The organism is Ruegeria sp. D1(2025), from assembly GCF_056536425.1.
In genome coordinates, this window is sequence record NZ_JBQFPO010000022.1 from 1 (window position 1) to 17,626 (window position 17,626).

The 17,626-nt window shown below is 52.1% G+C and carries 14 protein-coding genes and 1 pseudogene; 7 read left to right on the forward strand and 8 right to left on the reverse strand.

Going from position 1 to position 17,626, the window contains the following annotated elements:
* Positions 1–93 precede the first annotated feature (93 nt).
* From ACR1XU_RS22625 to ACR1XU_RS22635, 3 genes are all read right to left on the reverse strand, one after another.
* Positions 94–1,611: a bifunctional aminoglycoside phosphotransferase/ATP-binding protein gene (locus ACR1XU_RS22625; protein WP_480490425.1), complete on the reverse strand. Its 1,518-nt coding sequence runs from the start codon at positions 1,609–1,611 to the stop codon at positions 94–96.
* A gap of 43 nt (positions 1,612–1,654) precedes the next feature.
* Positions 1,655–2,236, reverse strand: a complete 582-nt coding sequence (locus tag ACR1XU_RS22630; RefSeq protein WP_480623710.1) for a c-type cytochrome — start codon at positions 2,234–2,236, stop codon at positions 1,655–1,657.
* A 169-nt stretch (positions 2,237–2,405) separates the two neighbouring features.
* Positions 2,406–4,190 carry an AMP-dependent synthetase/ligase gene (locus ACR1XU_RS22635; protein WP_170824819.1) on the reverse strand — a complete coding sequence of 595 codons (1,785 nt, stop codon included), beginning with the start codon at positions 4,188–4,190 and terminating at the stop codon, positions 2,406–2,408.
* Positions 4,191–4,323: 133 nt separating this feature from the next.
* Here ACR1XU_RS22635 and ACR1XU_RS22640 point away from each other — a divergent pair, with 133 nt between their 5' ends.
* Positions 4,324–5,589: an aminotransferase class I/II-fold pyridoxal phosphate-dependent enzyme gene (locus tag ACR1XU_RS22640; protein WP_480909347.1), complete on the forward strand. Its 1,266-nt coding sequence runs from the start codon at positions 4,324–4,326 to the stop codon at positions 5,587–5,589.
* A gap of 12 nt (positions 5,590–5,601) precedes the next feature.
* Positions 5,602–6,384 carry an SDR family NAD(P)-dependent oxidoreductase gene (locus tag ACR1XU_RS22645; RefSeq protein ID WP_480909344.1) on the forward strand — a complete coding sequence of 261 codons (783 nt, stop codon included), beginning with the start codon at positions 5,602–5,604 and terminating at the stop codon, positions 6,382–6,384.
* A gap of 4 nt (positions 6,385–6,388) precedes the next feature.
* Here ACR1XU_RS22645 and ACR1XU_RS22650 read toward each other — a convergent pair whose 3' ends face one another.
* From ACR1XU_RS22650 to ftsH, 3 genes are all read right to left on the reverse strand, one after another.
* On the reverse strand, positions 6,389–7,447 hold the full coding sequence (locus ACR1XU_RS22650) for a hypothetical protein (protein ID WP_480909342.1): 1,059 nt from the start codon (positions 7,445–7,447) through the stop codon (positions 6,389–6,391).
* On the reverse strand, positions 7,437–8,981 hold the full coding sequence (locus ACR1XU_RS22655) for a GH3 family acyl-acid amido synthetase (RefSeq protein ID WP_480909339.1): 1,545 nt from the start codon (positions 8,979–8,981) through the stop codon (positions 7,437–7,439). Before ACR1XU_RS22655 ends, ACR1XU_RS22650 begins: the two co-directional genes overlap by 11 nt.
* 408 nt (positions 8,982–9,389) lie before the next feature.
* Positions 9,390–11,303: an ATP-dependent zinc metalloprotease FtsH gene (gene ftsH / locus ACR1XU_RS22660; protein WP_480490438.1), complete on the reverse strand. Its 1,914-nt coding sequence runs from the start codon at positions 11,301–11,303 to the stop codon at positions 9,390–9,392.
* A 345-nt stretch (positions 11,304–11,648) separates the two neighbouring features.
* Between ftsH and ACR1XU_RS22665 the strand changes: the two genes are divergently transcribed.
* Entirely contained in the window at positions 11,649–12,176 is a 528-nt protein-coding gene (locus ACR1XU_RS22665) for a universal stress protein (protein WP_170680650.1), read from the forward strand.
* A 107-nt stretch (positions 12,177–12,283) separates the two neighbouring features.
* Positions 12,284–13,267 carry a zinc-dependent alcohol dehydrogenase family protein gene (locus ACR1XU_RS22670; protein ID WP_480909336.1) on the forward strand — a complete coding sequence of 328 codons (984 nt, stop codon included), beginning with the start codon at positions 12,284–12,286 and terminating at the stop codon, positions 13,265–13,267.
* A gap of 359 nt (positions 13,268–13,626) precedes the next feature.
* On the opposite strand, the gene ACR1XU_RS22675 is transcribed toward ACR1XU_RS22670, so the two are convergent.
* Positions 13,627–14,316, reverse strand: coding sequence for a DUF6629 family protein (locus tag ACR1XU_RS22675; RefSeq protein ID WP_170617556.1), 690 nt, complete (start codon positions 14,314–14,316; stop codon positions 13,627–13,629).
* An 877-nt stretch (positions 14,317–15,193) separates the two neighbouring features.
* Here ACR1XU_RS22675 and ACR1XU_RS22680 point away from each other — a divergent pair.
* Both ACR1XU_RS22680 and ACR1XU_RS22685 read left to right on the forward strand, forming a co-directional pair.
* A pseudogene (locus tag ACR1XU_RS22680) lies at positions 15,194–15,421 on the forward strand (integrase core domain-containing protein); the annotation flags it as partial.
* 84 nt (positions 15,422–15,505) lie between these two features.
* Positions 15,506–15,913 (forward strand): c-type cytochrome, encoded by a 408-nt coding sequence (locus tag ACR1XU_RS22685; RefSeq protein WP_170617554.1) that lies wholly within the window; start codon positions 15,506–15,508, stop codon positions 15,911–15,913.
* A 15-nt stretch (positions 15,914–15,928) separates the two neighbouring features.
* Here the strand turns inward: ACR1XU_RS22685 and ACR1XU_RS22690 are convergent, their stop codons facing one another.
* Positions 15,929–17,086 (reverse strand): cation:proton antiporter, encoded by a 1,158-nt coding sequence (locus ACR1XU_RS22690; RefSeq protein ID WP_170817049.1) that lies wholly within the window; start codon positions 17,084–17,086, stop codon positions 15,929–15,931.
* Between the two features lie 200 nt (positions 17,087–17,286).
* Here ACR1XU_RS22690 and ACR1XU_RS22695 point away from each other — a divergent pair.
* A partial coding sequence (locus ACR1XU_RS22695) for a phasin family protein (protein ID WP_480909333.1) occupies positions 17,287–17,626 on the forward strand: 340 nt, incomplete at its 3' end.

Below are 17,626 nucleotides of genomic sequence, written 5' to 3' on the forward strand. Positions count from 1 at the left end.
TCTCATCTCCACTCCTTGGCGGTTACGATGAGCCAGAAACCCTCTCTTATCAAATCTACTTAAACTGTCCCATTGGTGCTGACGTCAGACATTTCAGGCCAACGTTTTCAAAATCTTCAACCGCGTTTCTTCTATCGTACAAGAGGTCTTAATATGGTTCCAATCAATCGGACCCAAGTGCTTTTGCAACTGCCTTTCAAGCACTCTCGGAGTCGCATCAGAAGCTGATTGAGGCCGTGTTTGAACGCGTCGTTTGAGTTCTCCCGGCGCCGCGGTTAACCAGATGCCGTCGAAGCGAACACAAGCTTCCCGCGCGACCTGTTCGACTTCCTCCCTTCGGCCTGGGCGATCGTAAACGGCGTCGACCACCACCGCGCTCCCACCGCTCAAAAGTGAGCCGGCTCTCTGCGCCATTGAACCATAAACTCTATCCGAAACCTCAGGCTCATAGGCATGATCCGGTAACTTGGTGTGTGGATCGCACCCGAACATTGCTTTGCGGGTCTTGTCACTTTCTATCACTCTTGCGCCCGGTGCAGATCCGATGGCAGGAGCAATTGCAATCGACATAGTCGACTTGCCGCTACCACTAAACCCGCCGATCGCGACCAAGCGCGGCTTTGAGGCACAAAAGAGAGACATTGCCAGCTCGTAATAACTGCGGGCTTCTTGCCGCTTGGCGTTTGCGTCTTCGATGTGTGGGTCTTCGGATTGGGTCGCAAGGACATGCGCTCGGACCGCTGCTCGAAGAGCAATAAAAAACGGCAAACAAGGGTAACCGTCTTCTTCCTCTGTAATATCTAGATAGTGATTTACGACGAGGTTCGCGAACTGTCGTAAATCCCTGTGCCAAAGGTCCATAGCTAGGAAGGCGAGATCGTAAAGAACGTCAACAGTCGCCAGTTGGTCATTGAAATCGATACAGTCGAAGAGTCTCGGGCGACCGCCGAAGAGGCAAATGTTTCGAAGATGAAGGTCGCCATGGCACAGTCTAACGCAACCACGCGCGGCGCGTTTGTCGAGGATAGGTGCCCTCTGCTTCAAGTCCGCGTGAAAAGCCCCGTCAATTAGGTCAACTTCAGCCTTAGAAAACACCGAACTTTGCTGAAACCCCGCATGATTAATTTCCAGGACGGCTTCGATATTTTCACGCCCATTGGCTTGGACTTTTTTCGCCAACTGATGAGCTTTGGCGATCGTCTTGGCCAGGACACTCATTACGTTGGAGGTCAACTCTCCCCGCACAGCCATTTTGTCCAGAATTGCATCTTGATCGAAGCGTACCATCTCAACAACTGCGTCAACAAACTCGCCCTGCCCGTCCAAATTCAACACTGAACCGCTTCGAGTAATGTGCCGTACGCCGAGATAGATTTCAGGCGAAGTGATTTTGTTAAGTTGCAACTCCTTTGCGCATGCCTCTGACCGAATTTCAGAAGTTGAGAAGTCTGCATAAGGCAAATAGACCGCCTTCTTGAGCTTGTATGCTCGATCTCCGGCGAGAAATACGATTGATATATGTGTTTCGATAACGTCGATTTTCTCATTGATGCCGTACGTGGCTGGGTCCGAAAGGAAAGCCACCACTTCGCTTTGGTCTTCAACAATCATCTTTGCCTCCGGCGACCTAGAAAAGTCTTTTTCGGCTAGGTGTTCACGGCACGTACCTAAGCGGCTTGGGAGATTGAATGCTCTCCAGGTACTCGGTCAACGCGATGAGTTTGGCAGGAACTTCTGCAACCAAGCCATTTCCCGTATCAAATTCGACCGTGGAGCCTTCGCTTAGCTCGGCGATAACGGGCATGTCCTCACGTGGGGTCGTTGTTTTTAGATAGCCATCCAAGATTGACATCACTTCTAGCATAGGCCAAACACCGCTTCTTCGGTCGGCAATCTTGGTCAAATCCGGAGGTTGTGTTTTCACGGCCGTCGCCGCAGGCCCATTTCCCTGTGCATCAACCCCATGGCATTTGGCGCAGTGTGCGATGAATAGATCTTCGCCTTGTGTCGGAACTGTTTCCGCCAAACTCTGAAACGAATAAAACACGGAGCCAACCAGGATTACTGCCGTAAGTTTTTTCATAGTCTCAAGCCCACTAAAATTGAGTCTTTTGCCCTTTAAGATTTGAAACAAGGCGGTGTCCTTATGGGTACCAACTCCGCTTTTTTCACCGACTTCGAAAACGGCTATTGGAGCGGGCAGCAAAAAGCGAAAAACAGCTTCGCTACTTAACATTCCAATCTTAGCATTCGAGTCCCGTCCGACTCCTTGATGTGGGTCAGATGAAGATGGACAAGATTCGTTTGAAAGTTCACACCGTTTTCTTATTTGCCACCCGATTTTAGACAAAAAGAACCTGCATTGCGCGCGCCAAAGGTGGTTAGGCGCAACAAGAAATTTGTACTCAGCGGTAAAGATCTGAGAGTGCTTTCTCATACCTTGCTAGAACTCTAGCTCGCTTAGGCTTTAGTGTCGGCGTGATTAGACCGTTTTCTAGACCCCAGGGTTCAGTCTCGATGACAATGTCGCGGATGCGGGCAAAGGGCGGGGTATCTTCCAATCTATTTGTTAGATATTCAACCAAATTCCGTCGAACTTCTTCGGACATTGGGTTAGCTAAGGAAACATCCGTCTTTTCGCACCAAGCTTGGAATTTCGGTGCATTTACAACGACAACCGCCGAGCACCATGGCTTGCTATCACCCAACACACAGACCTGTTCGATCAGAGGATCGGCAGCCAGAGCTGCTTCTATAGGCGTTGGATTGACGTTTTCCCCGGTCGATAGCACGAGGATGTCCTTTATTCTTCCCCTTATATAAACACGCTCATCGATTATCTCGGCCGCATCGCCTGTACGAAGCCAATGATCTTGATCGAAGGCATCGTTTGTCGCGTCTGGGTTATTCCAGTAGCCGATCATAGCGCTCGGTGAGTGGATCAACAGTTCTTGCCGATCACCTATTTTTAGTTCGCTGCCCGGAAGCGTGAAACCGACGCTGTCACAGCGACGATCATCAATTGTCGACCCGGTTACTGCAGGTCCAGCCTCTGTGAGTCCGTACCCCTGAAGCAGCGGGATTTCCATTGCTGCGAAAAACCGAGACGTATCTGCGGACAAAGGCGCACCACCGCAAACCAGCATTCTAATATGCCCCCCAAAAGCTTCGTGCACACGCCTGCTGACACGTCTACCGATCAGGGTCCAATAAAGGTTAGCCACAATAGAAGGAGGCGGCAGTTTTTTTTCAACGACTTGCCGACGGCGCCAGCCGATTGCCTCTGTCCAAGCTAACAGCCTGCTGGCTATTACCGAACCTTCTGCTTCCGAAATCACTTTGTCATGGACTCTCTCGAAGAGTCTCGGCACCGCAAGCATGACGGTCGGATGCAGAGCCCGCATGTCTTCAGCCAAGTCTTGAATGGAGCGCGCGAAAGCCACCGGGCTGTTCGCAAGCATGGGACAGATATAGCCCAAGGTTCTCTCGAATGCGTGGGCCAAAGGAAGGACGGATAGGAATAAGTCCTTTTCGGAAATTGGATTGATTTCGCCCACAGTCGCCGCGTTCCAGAGGAGCGCTTTGTAAGTTAGCATCACACCCTTAGGAGGCCCCGTAGTGCCGGAGGTGTAAATAAGTGTCGCCAAATCATCTGGCGAACCAAATTCACCTCGATCTTCTTTGTAACTTCCGATCTCTATGTCGGGGCAAACCATCGCTCGACCTTTTTTCGGCCCTTCCCCACTGACCAGCCAAACTTGTTTCAATACGGTCAAGGACTTACGTTCAGACCCCAAATCTTCCCATCTATCGATACTGTCGGTCACACATAAAACTGCACCGCTGTCGCGCAGAACGTGACAAATATTGGCAACACTATCCCGCGTGTAGACCGGAACAGCTACCAACCCCTCGCTCATGGCCGCCAGATCAGTGACTATCCAATCGACACAGTTCGGTAGGAAAATCCCGATCCGATCCCCGGCGCGCAAATCAGCTTGCGCGAAGGCTGCACGGCGTTTGACAACCCGTTCATTCACCATGCGCCAAGTCAGTGTCTGCCAGGCACCGTTCACGAATTGAATATAGGCGGGGCTATCGGGCGTATCGTTGACCCTTGCTTCGAATGCTTCGGGAATCGTCTGGCACAGCGCTACATCCACCCCGCTGGTTGGCGAATTCTCAAACATGTTCCATCTTCTGAGATCGCGTTCAAAACCTCCATGATTCAAATCAATTTCAATCAACGTTGGGCGGGTTAACCTGTCGGAGTGCGTCTTGAGTTGCTCAACAATTCGAGGCTTGGAAAGAAAGGTTCGACTGATGGCAGGAACTGCTTCTTCACCAGCCGCACGAATAAAGTCTTTGACGAAACTCGTGCAAAACTCAGGGCTGTACCCAAACAACCCTATCGTAAACAGCGCGACGACCGAGCCTGTGATATGGGTCGACGGTCGAGATCATCTGCTGTTTTGCTCCAACAACCTTCTTGGCCTTTCGAACCACCCAGATGTCAAAGCAACTGCCCAGAAAGCGCTGGAGCGCTATGGGCTGGGTTCCGGTGGATCACGACAGATGGCAGCGAACATCGATGTTCATAGAGCGCTTGAGCAGCGTATAGCCGAATTCGTTGGCCAAGCAGACGCTGTTTGTTTTGCGGCAGGGTACATGGCTAACGTCGGGGTGATCCCAGCGCTTATGAAAGTAGACTTTCTCCAGTCTTTGGCCGAGACCCATCTTGGCCATCCCGGCCAAGACAAGCTTGGAGAAAATGACGCCGTTGGTTGGGAGGTATTTAGTGAAGAACTGAACCACGCAAGCGTCGTAGACGGTGTACGCCTCGCAAAGGCGAAGATCAGCAGGTTCCCACACAAGAATATGAAACACCTCGCTGAGGCAATTGGCGAGTCGAAAATGCCATCCAAATTTATCGTAAGCGACGGTGTGTTTAGCATGGATGGAGACATAGCACCAATCCCGACGATGGCTGATTTGGCTCGCGAGCATAACGCCATGCTGATGATCGATGACGCACACGGGGTCGGCATGCTCGGGGCTAATGGTCGGGGTAGCCTAGAACACCACGGGGTCGCTTCAACCGACGTGGACTTGCAAATGGGTACATTTACAAAGGCTTTTGGAGGCGTTGGTGGATATGTTTCCGGGGATCAGGAAGTAATCGACTTTTTGCGTATTTCTGCACGGACATACATCTTCTCCGCACCATTGCCGCCAGCCATCGCGGCCGGGGTAACCGAAGCTATCGACATTGCTGAACGCGAGCCCTGGAGACGCGAAAAAGCGCTTGAGAATGCATTTTACTTCAGACGTGAAGTGGAATCCCGTGGGTATGAAACTCTTGGCAGCGAAGCACACATTGTCCCAACCTTGATTGGCGACGAACTAAAAGCGGCCGAGGTTACCCGCCTGCTTAGACATCGCGGTATCGTCGCACCACATGCTCGTTACCCCGCTGTTGCGCTCGGCCAGGCTCGCATCAGGTTTGTAATGACCTGTCAACACGAACGCGAGCAGATTGACTTCCTGCTGGGCTGTCTTGCCGAAATGCGTGAGACCCTGAATCTTTAGGAGCGCGTGACGTTGGATCCGCTAGACAACAGAACGGCGCTCATTACAGGAGCATCTTCGGGGATTGGGCGGGCATTTGCGGAAGAATACGCATCCGAAGGCGTCAATTTACTCATCGTCGCACGTCGGAATGATCCCCTACAATTGTTGGCGTCACAACTGCGATCAAAATACGGAATAGACGTCCAAGTTTGGGTTGGAGACCTTGCTATCCCTGAGACGCCTCAAAGTTTGTTCGATTATCTGATTGAGCAAAACATCCAAGTGGACATCCTTGTGAACAATGCCGGGTTCGGCGTTCCTGGAAATCTGTGTGAGGTGGAATGGGACAGGCATCGAGAAACCATCGAAGTCATGGGCGCGGCTCCAGTGCGACTATGCTATCTTATTGCTCCTGCAATGCAGGAAAAAAGATCAGGGCGGATCATAAACGTATCCTCGCTGGCGGCATTTGTTCCACCTCACGCAGGAGGAACACTGTACTACCCTTTGAAATCGTACCTTGCTCAGTTCTCAATCGCATTGCGGGCGGAAATGAAACCAAGCGGCGTGCACGTTACTGCTGTGTGCCCCGGCTTCACACGCACGGGATTTCAGGCCGCAGCAGGTGGAACAGTAGAATCCGTCACGATCCCAAAGTGGATGTGGAGCGAGCCGAATGATGTCGCGGTTACCGCGATACGCGCCGTAGAAAAAAACCAACCAATCTGTATCCCGGGTTTTTTCAATAAGGCTGTGGCATTGTTCTTCAAGATCATACCCGGTTCGCTGGGACGCAAGATAGTTGGCGAGTGACCAATCAGAAGACGTCACCAGCACTCACCATTACAGGACCGTTTCGCAACTTCGCGATCATATCCTCGCCCATTCCGACTACGTCGATCCTCAATTTAGCTGAGCCTGACATGGCATGAGATAAGAGGCCCATTTTTCCGCATTCTTGAATGCGACGTAAAACGCCGCTTCGTTCATCAAGCATTATCAGGCCAATCTTGGCTTGGTAATGATGCAAGCAGGCTTCCAATAGCTTAAAGAACACCGCTTCCTGTCCCTCTTTCACGACCAGATTTCCAAATCTGACGACCCTAAGATCCTGCAAACAGAAAACGCTATTTAGCCCAGGCAAATATGGGAGAATCCTAAGAAAAAATGCCCCTTGGATTCCGGGCATCGAGACGATCGACCACCTCAACAGTTCTGCCTGAGCAAGCGCTATTATCGCGTCTCCTTCTCTTACAGCAAAACACTCATCCGATTTGAATGAAGAGCGGAAGTCGGTCAATTCGTGGTCTTGATAAGCCTGCTCCAACTCGGCCAAAACCTGTTCCGCTTCCTCGGGACGGACCATGCCCACTTTTGGATCCTTGCGCGGAAAAAACCGCGAAAAAAGAGCCAGAGGTATGTTGGCCTCAACCGTATGACCAATCTGATCCGATAGGTGGAGCGAGTATTCAGTCGTTTCTTCGACATAGGCAAATCCAAACCCCGGTGTCCCGACGGTCGAGGTGCAATAATTCCGAACATGCTCAATCAGCTGCCCTGCAAGTCCCTCGTGCTGTCTATCAGGCCTAGTCGAGGCCATTACAAAGTGGAAACCATGGCACCTTTTCCCCGCTAACAATTTCAGACACTTATCCAGAACGAAAACGCAAAGCTCTTGCCCGGCATCAGACAAAACGAAAAAACTTGGGTCGCGCAACCGAGCCAACTTATTTGGGACATCAATAATGCGGTATTTGGTGGATCGGCTCCCCCAGACTGTATGTCCGAGCAATTCAACGGTTGCCTCCGAAGGTTCATCCGATCGCGTGATCAGTCTGAGTAAGCTGGGGTCTTGCCAAATCACCTCAACCGTCATGAGTTTGACCTTCGTTTGACTGGCTCAAAATCGCCTTGCGCATGTCATCGAACAAACTGGCATCTGTCACGATCCTGGGAACCTTATATTGACCGCCCAAGCCACGACGAGATTTCATCCATCTGAGGAACCCTCCCGAGGAAACGAAATTCACCACTGGTGCTGTAAGAGCGAGACCTCTTGCACGTAACTCGGAATAATCTTCATTTCGGCTGCACAAGACTTTGTCGACTTTTGAAGCGAACGTTTCCGCAGCATTCGGATGAGGTTCTCCCTCTACTTCGACGAGATAGAGATGGCGATTGCGCTGATCTTCGCAGACTGCGCCCACGCTATAGTCGACAACGGAGAGTCCTGTGTTCGATGCGGCCACAGCTACTGCCTCCGCGATTTCCGCTTCAATCAGATGTTCACCGAAGACGGACAGCCCGTTTTCCACTCGCCCGACCACCAACAAGCGCGGTGGCGAGAGATCCAAGAAGCGCACAATATCCCCTACAATATACGACCACAGTCCGGCGGCTGTCGAAATTGCCAAGGCGTAATCAACTCCGGTTTCAATGTTTCCAACCCAGTACCGTTCGGGATTTTTGGAATGGAGCTGTTCCGCCGGAATAAACTCAAAAAACACATGACCATTCAGGTGCAGGCGCATACCCTCCCCGTCGCCTCGGTCGGCGTAGGCAAATACGCCCTCGCTGGCAGAGTACATCTCTCGTGTTTCTGCGTGGCCTCCCTGCATCAGCGCCACAAACCGCTGCCGGTACGGAGCGAAATTTACGCCACCGTGAACGATAAGCTCTAGGTTTGGATACCAATCGACTAGTTTTACTCCCAAAGTGTCCCGATCTTTTGCGAGTTCGTCCAAAAAGATAAGCAACCAGTTTGGTGAACCCCCCAAAAAACGCACGTCTCTCTGCAAAGATAGGGGTGCCAGACGGCGGATCTTTTCCTCCCAATCTGCGATCCCGGCAATATCGGGGGTTGGCAACACTCGACCCTCAAACCAGTTTGGCATTGCACCTGCAGTGATGGCACTGACGGAACCCACATCCACCTCTGGAGTGGCGTGCTGCAAGTCAGTTGGGCCGGTCAAACCAAGTACAGAGCCCCCCAGCACCCTGCTGCCCGGTCGATTAACAAAGTGGTGACACAGAAGATCTAGAAATCCGCGCGCCGCAGAACGCCGCATCTCGGTCGAATATGGAATGTATTTGGAGCGACCCGTTGTTGTCCCCGAGGTCATTGCAAAATGCGGAATTCGCCCCGGCCAAGTTTGGTCGATGAGATCGGGGTATCTTGCCTGCCACCACTCCTGCCAGAACTCGACGTATTGGCGGATAGGCACTCGCTGCTGGTAGTCTCTGAGTTTGGAGATTTGGTCAAAGCCATGGGCTTGTCCGAACTTCGTTTTAGACGCGCGGCGAACAAGCCTAGTCAACAGCGTCGATTGAACAACAGAGGGGTTCTGTCGATTCAAACTCCAAACCCTAGCCTTCGCGTACCGACGAGCCAATGGGCTGAAGTCGATCATGCGACTGGATCGGCTAATTGCTCGTGTCGGTTGAGGTTTGTTCATCGCCTAGGCTGCCCAGTTCACAAGGTTAATTTGCGAAAACGATTACTTCTCCAGTGTTTCACACTTGCCATTGACTGTCGGCTAGACTCTCCGTTGTAAAATTCGCATAGCGCGGCGCCTTGTACAGCAAAATGTCCGTTTTCCACGAATACGTTGGTCTCGGCCTGCGCTACCGCTGACAGATTTCGGCATATTCTATCGAAATCTTTTTGGCCTCCCAACTTGAGAACCGTAGCTGTTCAACTGGCGCGCCACATTGATTTGGCTCAAGCACCGTTGGCCTGACTTTGCTGTCTGCACTGAACCAAAGAAGTTGAACATTTGCTGCGTGGCCAGCGAACACAGTAGTTGATAATCTTGGTATCAGTTCTGCGGAACCGCCGGTATTTTGGTCACCGAACTCCGAGTTTGCTGCGGCTGCTCAATTGTACGTTCTGGATCCAGGCAGGCCTGAATTTCAGAGAAGTCCAGAGTTTCATTTTTTTCAAGCGCTGCAATCAACGTCTCGACCTCGGGCTTGTGCTCTTCGAGAGTGGAAATTGCTCTGGCTTCGGCGTCAATGAGCATTTTCATAACTGCCCGGTCTACTTGTGCTGCCGTTGTATCAGCTATGTTCGTCGGCTGCGCGATTGTACGTCCCAGAAATGGGTGGTCGTCGCTTTGCCTCAGGTCGATTGGGCCGAGTTCTTCGGTCATCCCCCACCTTGTCACCATACTTCTGGCGGTTTCGGTAGCCCGTCGGATGTCGTCGTCAGCGCCGGAACTGACCGTTCCCAGGAACAGTTGCTCTGCCGCTCGCCCCGCAAGCAAAGCAACAATCTGATCTCTGAGAAACGTTTCACTAAGGGTATGACGCTCTGCTTCCGGCAATGAGTGTGTCCCCCCAAGCGCGTGACCTCGCGGAATAATCGTCACTTTGTACAAGGGGTCAGCTTCTGGCGTGAAATAGCAAACGGCGGTGTGGCCAGCCTCGTGCACGGCAAGACGGTGCCTTTCTTCGGGTCGTATCGCAAGAGTGCGGACAGTCCCCATCATCACTTTGTCACGCGCTTCATCAAGGTCGTTGCGAGAAATCAGATCAGCTCTTCGCCGCGCTGCTCCGATTGCGGCCTCATTAAGCAAGTTTTTCAGGTCAGCCCCCGAGAACCCCGGCGTTCCTGCCGCGATCCAACCCAGGTCGCCAGTATCTTCAAGCGGCAGTTTTCTTGCATGTATGTCAAGAATAGCCCGCCGGGCATCTTTCTCAGGCAAGTTCAGTGTTACATGGCGGTCGAAACGGCCAGGCCGGAGTAAGGCTGGGTCCAGCACATCTGGCCGATTGGTCGCCGCCAGCACAACAACAGATTCTCGGCCACTAAATCCATCAAGCTCGGCAAGTATCTGGTTCAGTGTCTGCTCCCGTTCATCATGACCACCGCCAAGCCCTGTTCCACGAGTACGTCCGACGCTGTCCAACTCATCGATAAAAATAATAGAGGGAGCGGCCTTACGCGCCTCTTCAAAGAGTTTACGCACCCTTCCTGCGCCAACGCCGACGAAAATCTCAATAAACTCGGAACCAGATGTCGAAAAGAATGGTACGTCGGCCTCGCCGGCAAGGGCTTTGGCCAGAAGCGTTTTGCCCGTCCCCGGGGGGCCAACAAGCAAAACCCCATGTGGGACCTCAGCGCCGACACGGGCAAAACGCTCTGGGTCGCGTAAAAACTCTACTAACTCTATTACTTCGCGCTTAGCCTGATCCTGCCCCGCGACATCTTCGAAGGTTACCTTTCTTCCAGCTTCGTTTGGTTTTGAGAAACGACCGCTTAGTAGACCACCAGAAATACCTCCCGGACCGCCGGCTATCCCGCCCGTCATTCGTCTTTGAAACCAGAAATACAGGGCCAGGATAAATATCCACGGAATAAGATAGACGAAGACCGAGGTTCCAGATGGTTCAATCGCAGTAACATCAACACCGTTATCTTCCAGCAGCGCCAACAAATCCGGGTCGCTCTGGCTTGGCACAACGGCCCGGAAAGCTTGCTCATCATCCCCGTTTGCAGAGGTAGCGCGAACCGTTATGCTGTGATCACTTAATTCTGCTGAACGAACCCGTCCCGCACGAATGATCTCTTTCACGCCGCTATATGAAATCGTCGTAGCGGTCAGTTCGGTAGGCGGCGCAAAGAAACTTGCGACAATTAAAGTTCCCATCGTGGCAACAAGCGCAACATAATAAATCCACTCTGGCCATTTTGGCCCATTGCCGGGATCTTTAGTTGGCTCTTGTGGCATAAGCGAAATCTTTCAAACAGACTGGTACTTGCGTCCGAAGACAGCACAACCTCAGACCCGCTACCAACCACACAGACTATGCATCCTTGATCAAGGCCCAATCAAATAATAGTCAACTTTGCATTATCTTAGCAAAACCAATTGCAGATTTAGCTGAAGTTACATGCGTTTGAACAAACCGCTTTTCACGGCAAACCTCCAGGCTTCAACACCACTCGAACCTCGATCAAAAGGTTGGCAACGGCGGAAATCGCAAGTTTCGAGTTCACTGAGTCTATTGACCTGCATCAATGCATCTTCCTCTGATACCCGTCAGTCTTGGCCTTTCAAAACGGAGGGGAAACCATGATTTCGAATATCTTGGTCGCAACTGACGGCTCTGAAACAGCTGATCGTGCCGTTGAATTCGCTACAGACCTAGCGCTCAGACTGGATGTGCCAATGACTATCGGCCATGTTCTTCAACATGGCGCTCGCATTGAAGAATTGGGCCGCATGACTGAGGTCGAGCACTTGGTTCAGCAAGTCAAAAGCGATGTGAAGCTTCATTTGGGCGACATTCCATCCAATATTGACGCGGTATTTTCGGGCCCCCTGTCACGCGCAGACAGAGAGCGTATCATCACAGTGATTGGCGAGAAAATCGTTGATGGAGCGGCGCGACGCGCGAAGGATGCAGGCGCGAAGAGCGTTTCGACACGGGTAAACAATGGGGATTACGATGAAGGCATCCTAAAAATGGCCAGTGAAATCGGTGCAGACACAATAGTTATAGGCCACCGCGGCTTGGGCCGGGTTCAACGGATCTTTCAAGGCAGCGTTTCGCAAAAAGTCAATCAGCGTGCAGACTGCACGGTGATTACCGTACGCTAAAATAAAGCAAACGGACCGGATACTATTCTGTGGTACCGACGCATTCAGAATTTCTGCAATGCGCAGCGTCAATGTCAGCAACAAAGGAGATCCAGAGGAAAAAAAGTATGCGAGCAATGGTTTTTGGCAATGCCGTCTCAAGACTGGAACTCAGAAATGTTCCGACCCCGAAACCCGCCGCCAACCAGGTGCTTATCAAAGTTCTGGCATGTGGCGTGTGTCGAACCGACTTGCACGTTATTGACGGCGATCTTTCTGAACCAAAGCTCCCGCTTATCCCTGGGCACGAGATCGTTGGCTGCATCGAAAGATTGGGGACCAATGTCGAAGGGTACCAAGAAGGGCAGCGCGTTGGTGTGCCCTGGCTCGGGCGTACGTGTGGGAATTGCTCTTATTGCCTCGAAGGACGGGAAAATCTGTGCGATCACCCCGGGTTTACTGGCTATACGATCAATGGAGGATACGCCGAGTACTGTGTCGCTGATGCCAAGTTTGTTTTCCCATTGTCCGAAAAAGCTGACCCCGTTTCCCTGGCACCTCTTTTATGTGCGGGCTTAATCGGCTACCGAAGTTTAAAACTCGCAGGCAAGGTCCAGACACTGGGCATCTATGGTTTCGGCGCCGCCGCACACATTCTTTGCCAGATTGCGAAACATCAGGGTATTGAAGTTTTCGCCTTTACTCGAGATAGCGATATAGCCGCGCAAATTTTTGCGCGAAACCTTGGTGCAAGTTGGGCAGGAGGCTCTTCGGAGACGTCACCATCACCATTGGATGCCGCTATAGTTTTCGCTCCAGTCGGAGCTTTGGTGCCTGCTTCGTTAAAGTCTGTGCGCAAGGGAGGCCGTGTTATTTGTGGGGGAATCCACATGAGCGATATTCCAAGTTTCCCGTACGCCGATCTTTGGGAAGAGCGATCAATAGCCTCCGTCGCAAACCTTACGCGTCAGGATGGCAGAGAATTTTTTACTCTTGCTGAAGCTGCAAGTGTTCGGACGGAAGTAATTCCTTATCCTCTTGAGAAAGCAAACGACGCGCTTGATCACCTTCGGGAAGGCAAGCTGCAAGGAGCAGCGGTGCTTGTACCTTAGACGTTCTGCCTGCATTTGTGCGATGTGAATAGCCTGAGTTCCGGAACAGGCGAAGCAGTCAGCGAGAACTGCCGTGCAATGCTCATTTCCTGAACCCATTTTCTCCGGATTTCTATCGCAAACATCGTTCCACAACGGTTCTACCGGAAGCGGACAGTTTCACTGCAAAGTTCGATGCCAAGCTCTTGAAGAAAGACCTCGACGTTTCGAAGCGATATCGGGAACCAAACGTACGGCATCACGGTGAGACAAGTGATCTGGGGGATAATATTGAAACCGTTGAAAGGAAATCGCTTATTCAAGCGCTAAACCTTCGAAAGCCCCGTGCCCGCACTTAAACGCATTTTTCAAAATGTCCCTCAACCTTCGGCGGGCCCACCTAAGCCGTCTACCTCCCAGTAGTGAAACTTTAGAACGAAGTAGATATAGGCAGACAAACCAGCCGCAACGAAGCACCAAATTGACGTGAAGGCATGAGAAGCAAAGAAGAACCCCAAAGCAACGGAAACGACAATTAGATACCCGAAACCTCGTAAGCCTTTATCGCTCGATCCCACAAGCGGAACGCAGATCACCAAAGCGTAAAAAACACGTGCAAAGTTCCTCGTAATCTCGGACGGGAACGTTTCAATGTTTTCATATTGAATGGAGTGTTGAGCGAGGCCAATATCTAGATTTGCTGGTGACAACAACACTGGCAAGTAGAGCAACAAGCCAAGGCAAAAACCAATTCCGCAAATCCCTTGGAATATCAACCTGCGACGCCGGTCACATTCAATCAAAGCCGCGGACAGCGGAACCCAAAACGGCCAAAATAAATAGGCAAAGAAGAGAAACGTCAACGCAGCTGCCGAAGAAGGGCTCGCCGACGGGTCGTCAATGGACACCCACAAGAAGCCTTCGGACAATTGCTGAATCCCAAAGAACAGTGGAAAGCTGGCTAGCGGAAGAAATCGTTCGCCCATTTGCAACGCCAAACGTATCGTAAGACCACTGCAGGCAATGATCGCTGCACCGGCTACAAAACTGGCTTGTGATGAGAAACACATGCTTAAACCACCTCCACCGTTTTACATAGCTGAAGTCGTTGAAGCAAAGAACACTTTTCATTTCGAAGTACTGCGTTGTGCCGCCTAAAGGGCGCATTGTGTGTTGTCTGGCCAACCATTTAGGAACCGGTGCTGCCAGGTAAATTCGGACCAATCAAATCGGACCAACCAGCGGAATGTTGGTTGTTCAGTGTTGACGATCTCAGCGACCGGGTCTGCGAAGAAGTTGGTTAAAAAGTTAAGTGTCTTTTTGTTTTCTTCCGACGTATCAAGGAATGACGATACTCGTATTTTAACCTGCTTGAGTAGTGTTGGTGCATTCGACTATGTGTGCGGTTGGCTGGGCGTCGCTTTTCTGTTGATACCTTTGCAAAGCTCACAAACCCATTCAGCGGTTCCATCAATCGCTCGACCTGAACCCTTTAGGTCGTGGTGGGAAACAATCCGCTGTTCGCGGCAGAAAGGACAAGTTGCAATCGCATGAAAATCGGGAACATGGACGGCTTTTCAGCCTCAACCGCTGGTGCTAGTGGGCGCGAGATTGCCCTCTCAGAACGCAACCAGCCTAAGAGTGTTCCTGAGCGAATTTTTGACCCAACAATATGTATTGGTCGGTCCACGGGAGAGGCTGAGCGCGAGTGAAATCTGCCAATGCTTCAGCGTGCCGGCTCGCCTCTGTGGGGTCGCGTCCGGCTATGGCAACTTCGATCGCAAGGCGTCTGAACCAGAAATGATTGCGGCTCATCGAGCCAAGCTCTAACACATGCTCACCTTCCTGCAATAACTTCAGCTGGACATCGCGATCGCGCTCAAGTCGTGCCATTTCCGCGAGTACCATTGGCCCACAATAACTCATTCCCGCACGTCGGCATGTCGAGAGAACCGTATCTTGCTGGAAAACTACTACCTGCCCGGTGATCTCAGGCAGCAGATCGATGCTTTCGTCGATCACTACAACCACCGGCGCAATCATGAGAGCCTGCAAAACCTCACCCCGGCCGATGTCTACTTCGAGCGCGGCCACACCATTCTGAAACAACGAGAAAGGATCAAACGGAAGACAATCGAAACCCAGCGCTTGCTTCACCGCAAATCCGCCGCATAATCAAACCAAACAGATGCGCCAGATCCTCTCTTAGCTCAGCCGGCCATCTGTCCCAAAATCCCTGACGACGGACAGGAGGAGAATATGCAGGTTTATCGAGGGATTTTACTGGCACTGTTAGTCACGGGGCCTGCACTAGCGCAGGAGGTCCGCCTCAGTGAGGGAAGTGATTTGTACCGGACGTATTGCTGGCAATGTCACGGTTTCGAAGCGACCGGAGACGGGCCAATGGCCGAAATGTTGGCTATTCGAACACCCGACCTTACCAAATTGGCGGGCGAAAACGACGGTGTGTTTCCGATAGTTCGCATAGCTGAACAGATTGATGGTCGTTCACAATTGCTCGCTCATGGGGGCGAAATGCCAATCTTTGGCGCGGTGTTCGAGACAGACCAGCAAATCGCGGTGGCTTTGCCCAATGGGCAATCTATGATGGTTGGCCTGCCGTTGGCGAATTTGCTCGCTTTTCTTGAATCGATCCAGTCTGAATAGGCGCTGACCAATCCGCTAGTCGGTATCCGCCGTGCGTCTGATCGACATGAGAGTCAACGGCGGCCCCAACACCTCGAAGGCCACAGTACTGGCCAGAGTAATGGCCATGATCGACGCGGCCCAATGCGGAAATTGCTCTCCAGCTACAAGGGCCATTCCGACCGCAACACCGGCCTGTGGCAACAAAGCGGGACCGTACCAGCGGGTCTCACGGCGAGGCAGGCCGCCAAGTCTTGCTCCGCAGTAACCTCCGACCAGGCGGGCCACGGCGCGCAAAAACAGAAAAAGTGCACCAGCCCAGCCCATCAAGCCGAAGGCTTCAATGTCCAACGTGGCGCCAGCCAGCAGAAAGAACAGAATCATGAACGGCCACTGAATGTGCTCGATCTCATGAAAAGCACGGTCGTGATGGCGCGCAAGATTTCCGATAACCGCGCCCGCAACCATGCCTGCTACCAAGAATGAAACCTCCAGCCAAAGCGCGAGGCCCGCTGTCAGAAAGACTATGCCCACTGCTTCTGCCTGCATGGGTTCTCCGGGTTTCAAGCGGCCTGTCAGGTAAGCGGATGGCACGCCCAGTGCGGTACCCAATAGTATCGCCCCTCCGAAATCCCACATCGCTGTGGTCGTGACGGTGGCCCAACCATCCGAATGACCGGCCAGAACCAAGGCGATGCTGAAAACGATCAGACCCCAAGCGTCATCAATTGCGACTACGCCCTTTAATGTTTCGGTAAAGCTGTTGGACACCCCAGATTGTTTGATCACGTCTGCAATGGCGGCCGGAGCTGTAGCCGTGCCAATTGCCGCCAGCACCAACGCCAACCCGAACGGTACGCCAATCGCGGTCAGTCCAACCGACACAATAACAAGGGTTGCAACCACGATTGAAATCGAAATCGTCAGAATGGCTCGGCCATGCCGAACCAGGTTTTTGCGGGTCAAAGATCCTCCAAGAAGAAACGCGACCATCGTCAAGGCAACAATGGAGATCTCATCGAACCACTTGGCAACGTCGACCGGGATCACCCCGAATCCTGCGTTCCCGGCAATCAGGCCGAGGAACAGTAAGGTTGTAACACGAGGAAGATGCGTGGCCCGGCCAAGTTGATCGGCCGCCAATCCGGCAAGGAAAAGGACACCAAGGGTAATCAGAAAGCCGGCAATGTGCATAGAAAACCAAGCGTTAAGTTCTTGTCTAGACTACTCTAACTCCAACCCGGCCTGCTAGGAACCGATGTCGGAGAGATTGCGACTGTCCCGTCGCAGCTTTAGCCGAAGGTCCTAAAAATAAGGGATATTGATCTGTATTAAGGCGAAAGCGCGCCGCAGGTGGCAAAAGAGCTCATTCAGAAAATGCGGAGGAATTTTCGATGCCGACAAAGAAATCCAACGCAAATAGCCCGACCTCACTTTTGGATGTTTTCAAGCAAATGCAGCCGCCCATTTCTGGCAATCCGGCCTTCGGTGCCCAGATCGAACAATTTTGGGACGCGCAAGAGAAATTGCTCGAAGAAACCGAGGCCTTTGCACAGCATTGGTTCGAACGGCGTCATGAGGCGGTCCGGACGGCTCTAAAAGCTGCACGCAATGTGTCTTCCGCGAACCCGTCCGATCCTTCTAAAGCCCTTCAGAGTATGGCGGAATGGCAGCGCCACTCGACGGAGCGATTGGTTGCTGACGCGCAGGAATGGTTCGAAACCGTGGCCCGTT

What these genes read in the sequence shown, in the direction of transcription:
- ftsH (WP_480490438.1), bottom strand. Translation starts at nt 11,303, where the DNA reads ATGCCACAAGAGCCAACTAAAGATCCCGGCAATGGGCCAAAATGGCCA.
- ACR1XU_RS22670 (WP_480909336.1), top strand. Translation starts at nt 12,284, where the DNA reads ATGCGAGCAATGGTTTTTGGCAATGCCGTCTCAAGACTGGAACTCAGA.
- ACR1XU_RS22650 (WP_480909342.1), bottom strand. Translation starts at nt 7,447, where the DNA reads ATGACGGTTGAGGTGATTTGGCAAGACCCCAGCTTACTCAGACTGATC.
- ACR1XU_RS22630 (WP_480623710.1), bottom strand. Translation starts at nt 2,236, where the DNA reads ATGTTAAGTAGCGAAGCTGTTTTTCGCTTTTTGCTGCCCGCTCCAATA.
- ACR1XU_RS22655 (WP_480909339.1), bottom strand. Translation starts at nt 8,981, where the DNA reads ATGATCGACTTCAGCCCATTGGCTCGTCGGTACGCGAAGGCTAGGGTT.
- ACR1XU_RS22640 (WP_480909347.1), top strand. Translation starts at nt 4,324, where the DNA reads ATGGCAGGAACTGCTTCTTCACCAGCCGCACGAATAAAGTCTTTGACG.
- ACR1XU_RS22690 (WP_170817049.1), bottom strand. Translation starts at nt 17,086, where the DNA reads ATGCACATTGCCGGCTTTCTGATTACCCTTGGTGTCCTTTTCCTTGCC.
- ACR1XU_RS22675 (WP_170617556.1), bottom strand. Translation starts at nt 14,316, where the DNA reads ATGTGTTTCTCATCACAAGCCAGTTTTGTAGCCGGTGCAGCGATCATT.
- ACR1XU_RS22635 (WP_170824819.1), bottom strand. Translation starts at nt 4,190, where the DNA reads ATGTTTGAGAATTCGCCAACCAGCGGGGTGGATGTAGCGCTGTGCCAG.
- ACR1XU_RS22665 (WP_170680650.1), top strand. Translation starts at nt 11,649, where the DNA reads ATGATTTCGAATATCTTGGTCGCAACTGACGGCTCTGAAACAGCTGAT.
- ACR1XU_RS22685 (WP_170617554.1), top strand. Translation starts at nt 15,506, where the DNA reads ATGCAGGTTTATCGAGGGATTTTACTGGCACTGTTAGTCACGGGGCCT.
- ACR1XU_RS22625 (WP_480490425.1), bottom strand. Translation starts at nt 1,611, where the DNA reads ATGATTGTTGAAGACCAAAGCGAAGTGGTGGCTTTCCTTTCGGACCCA.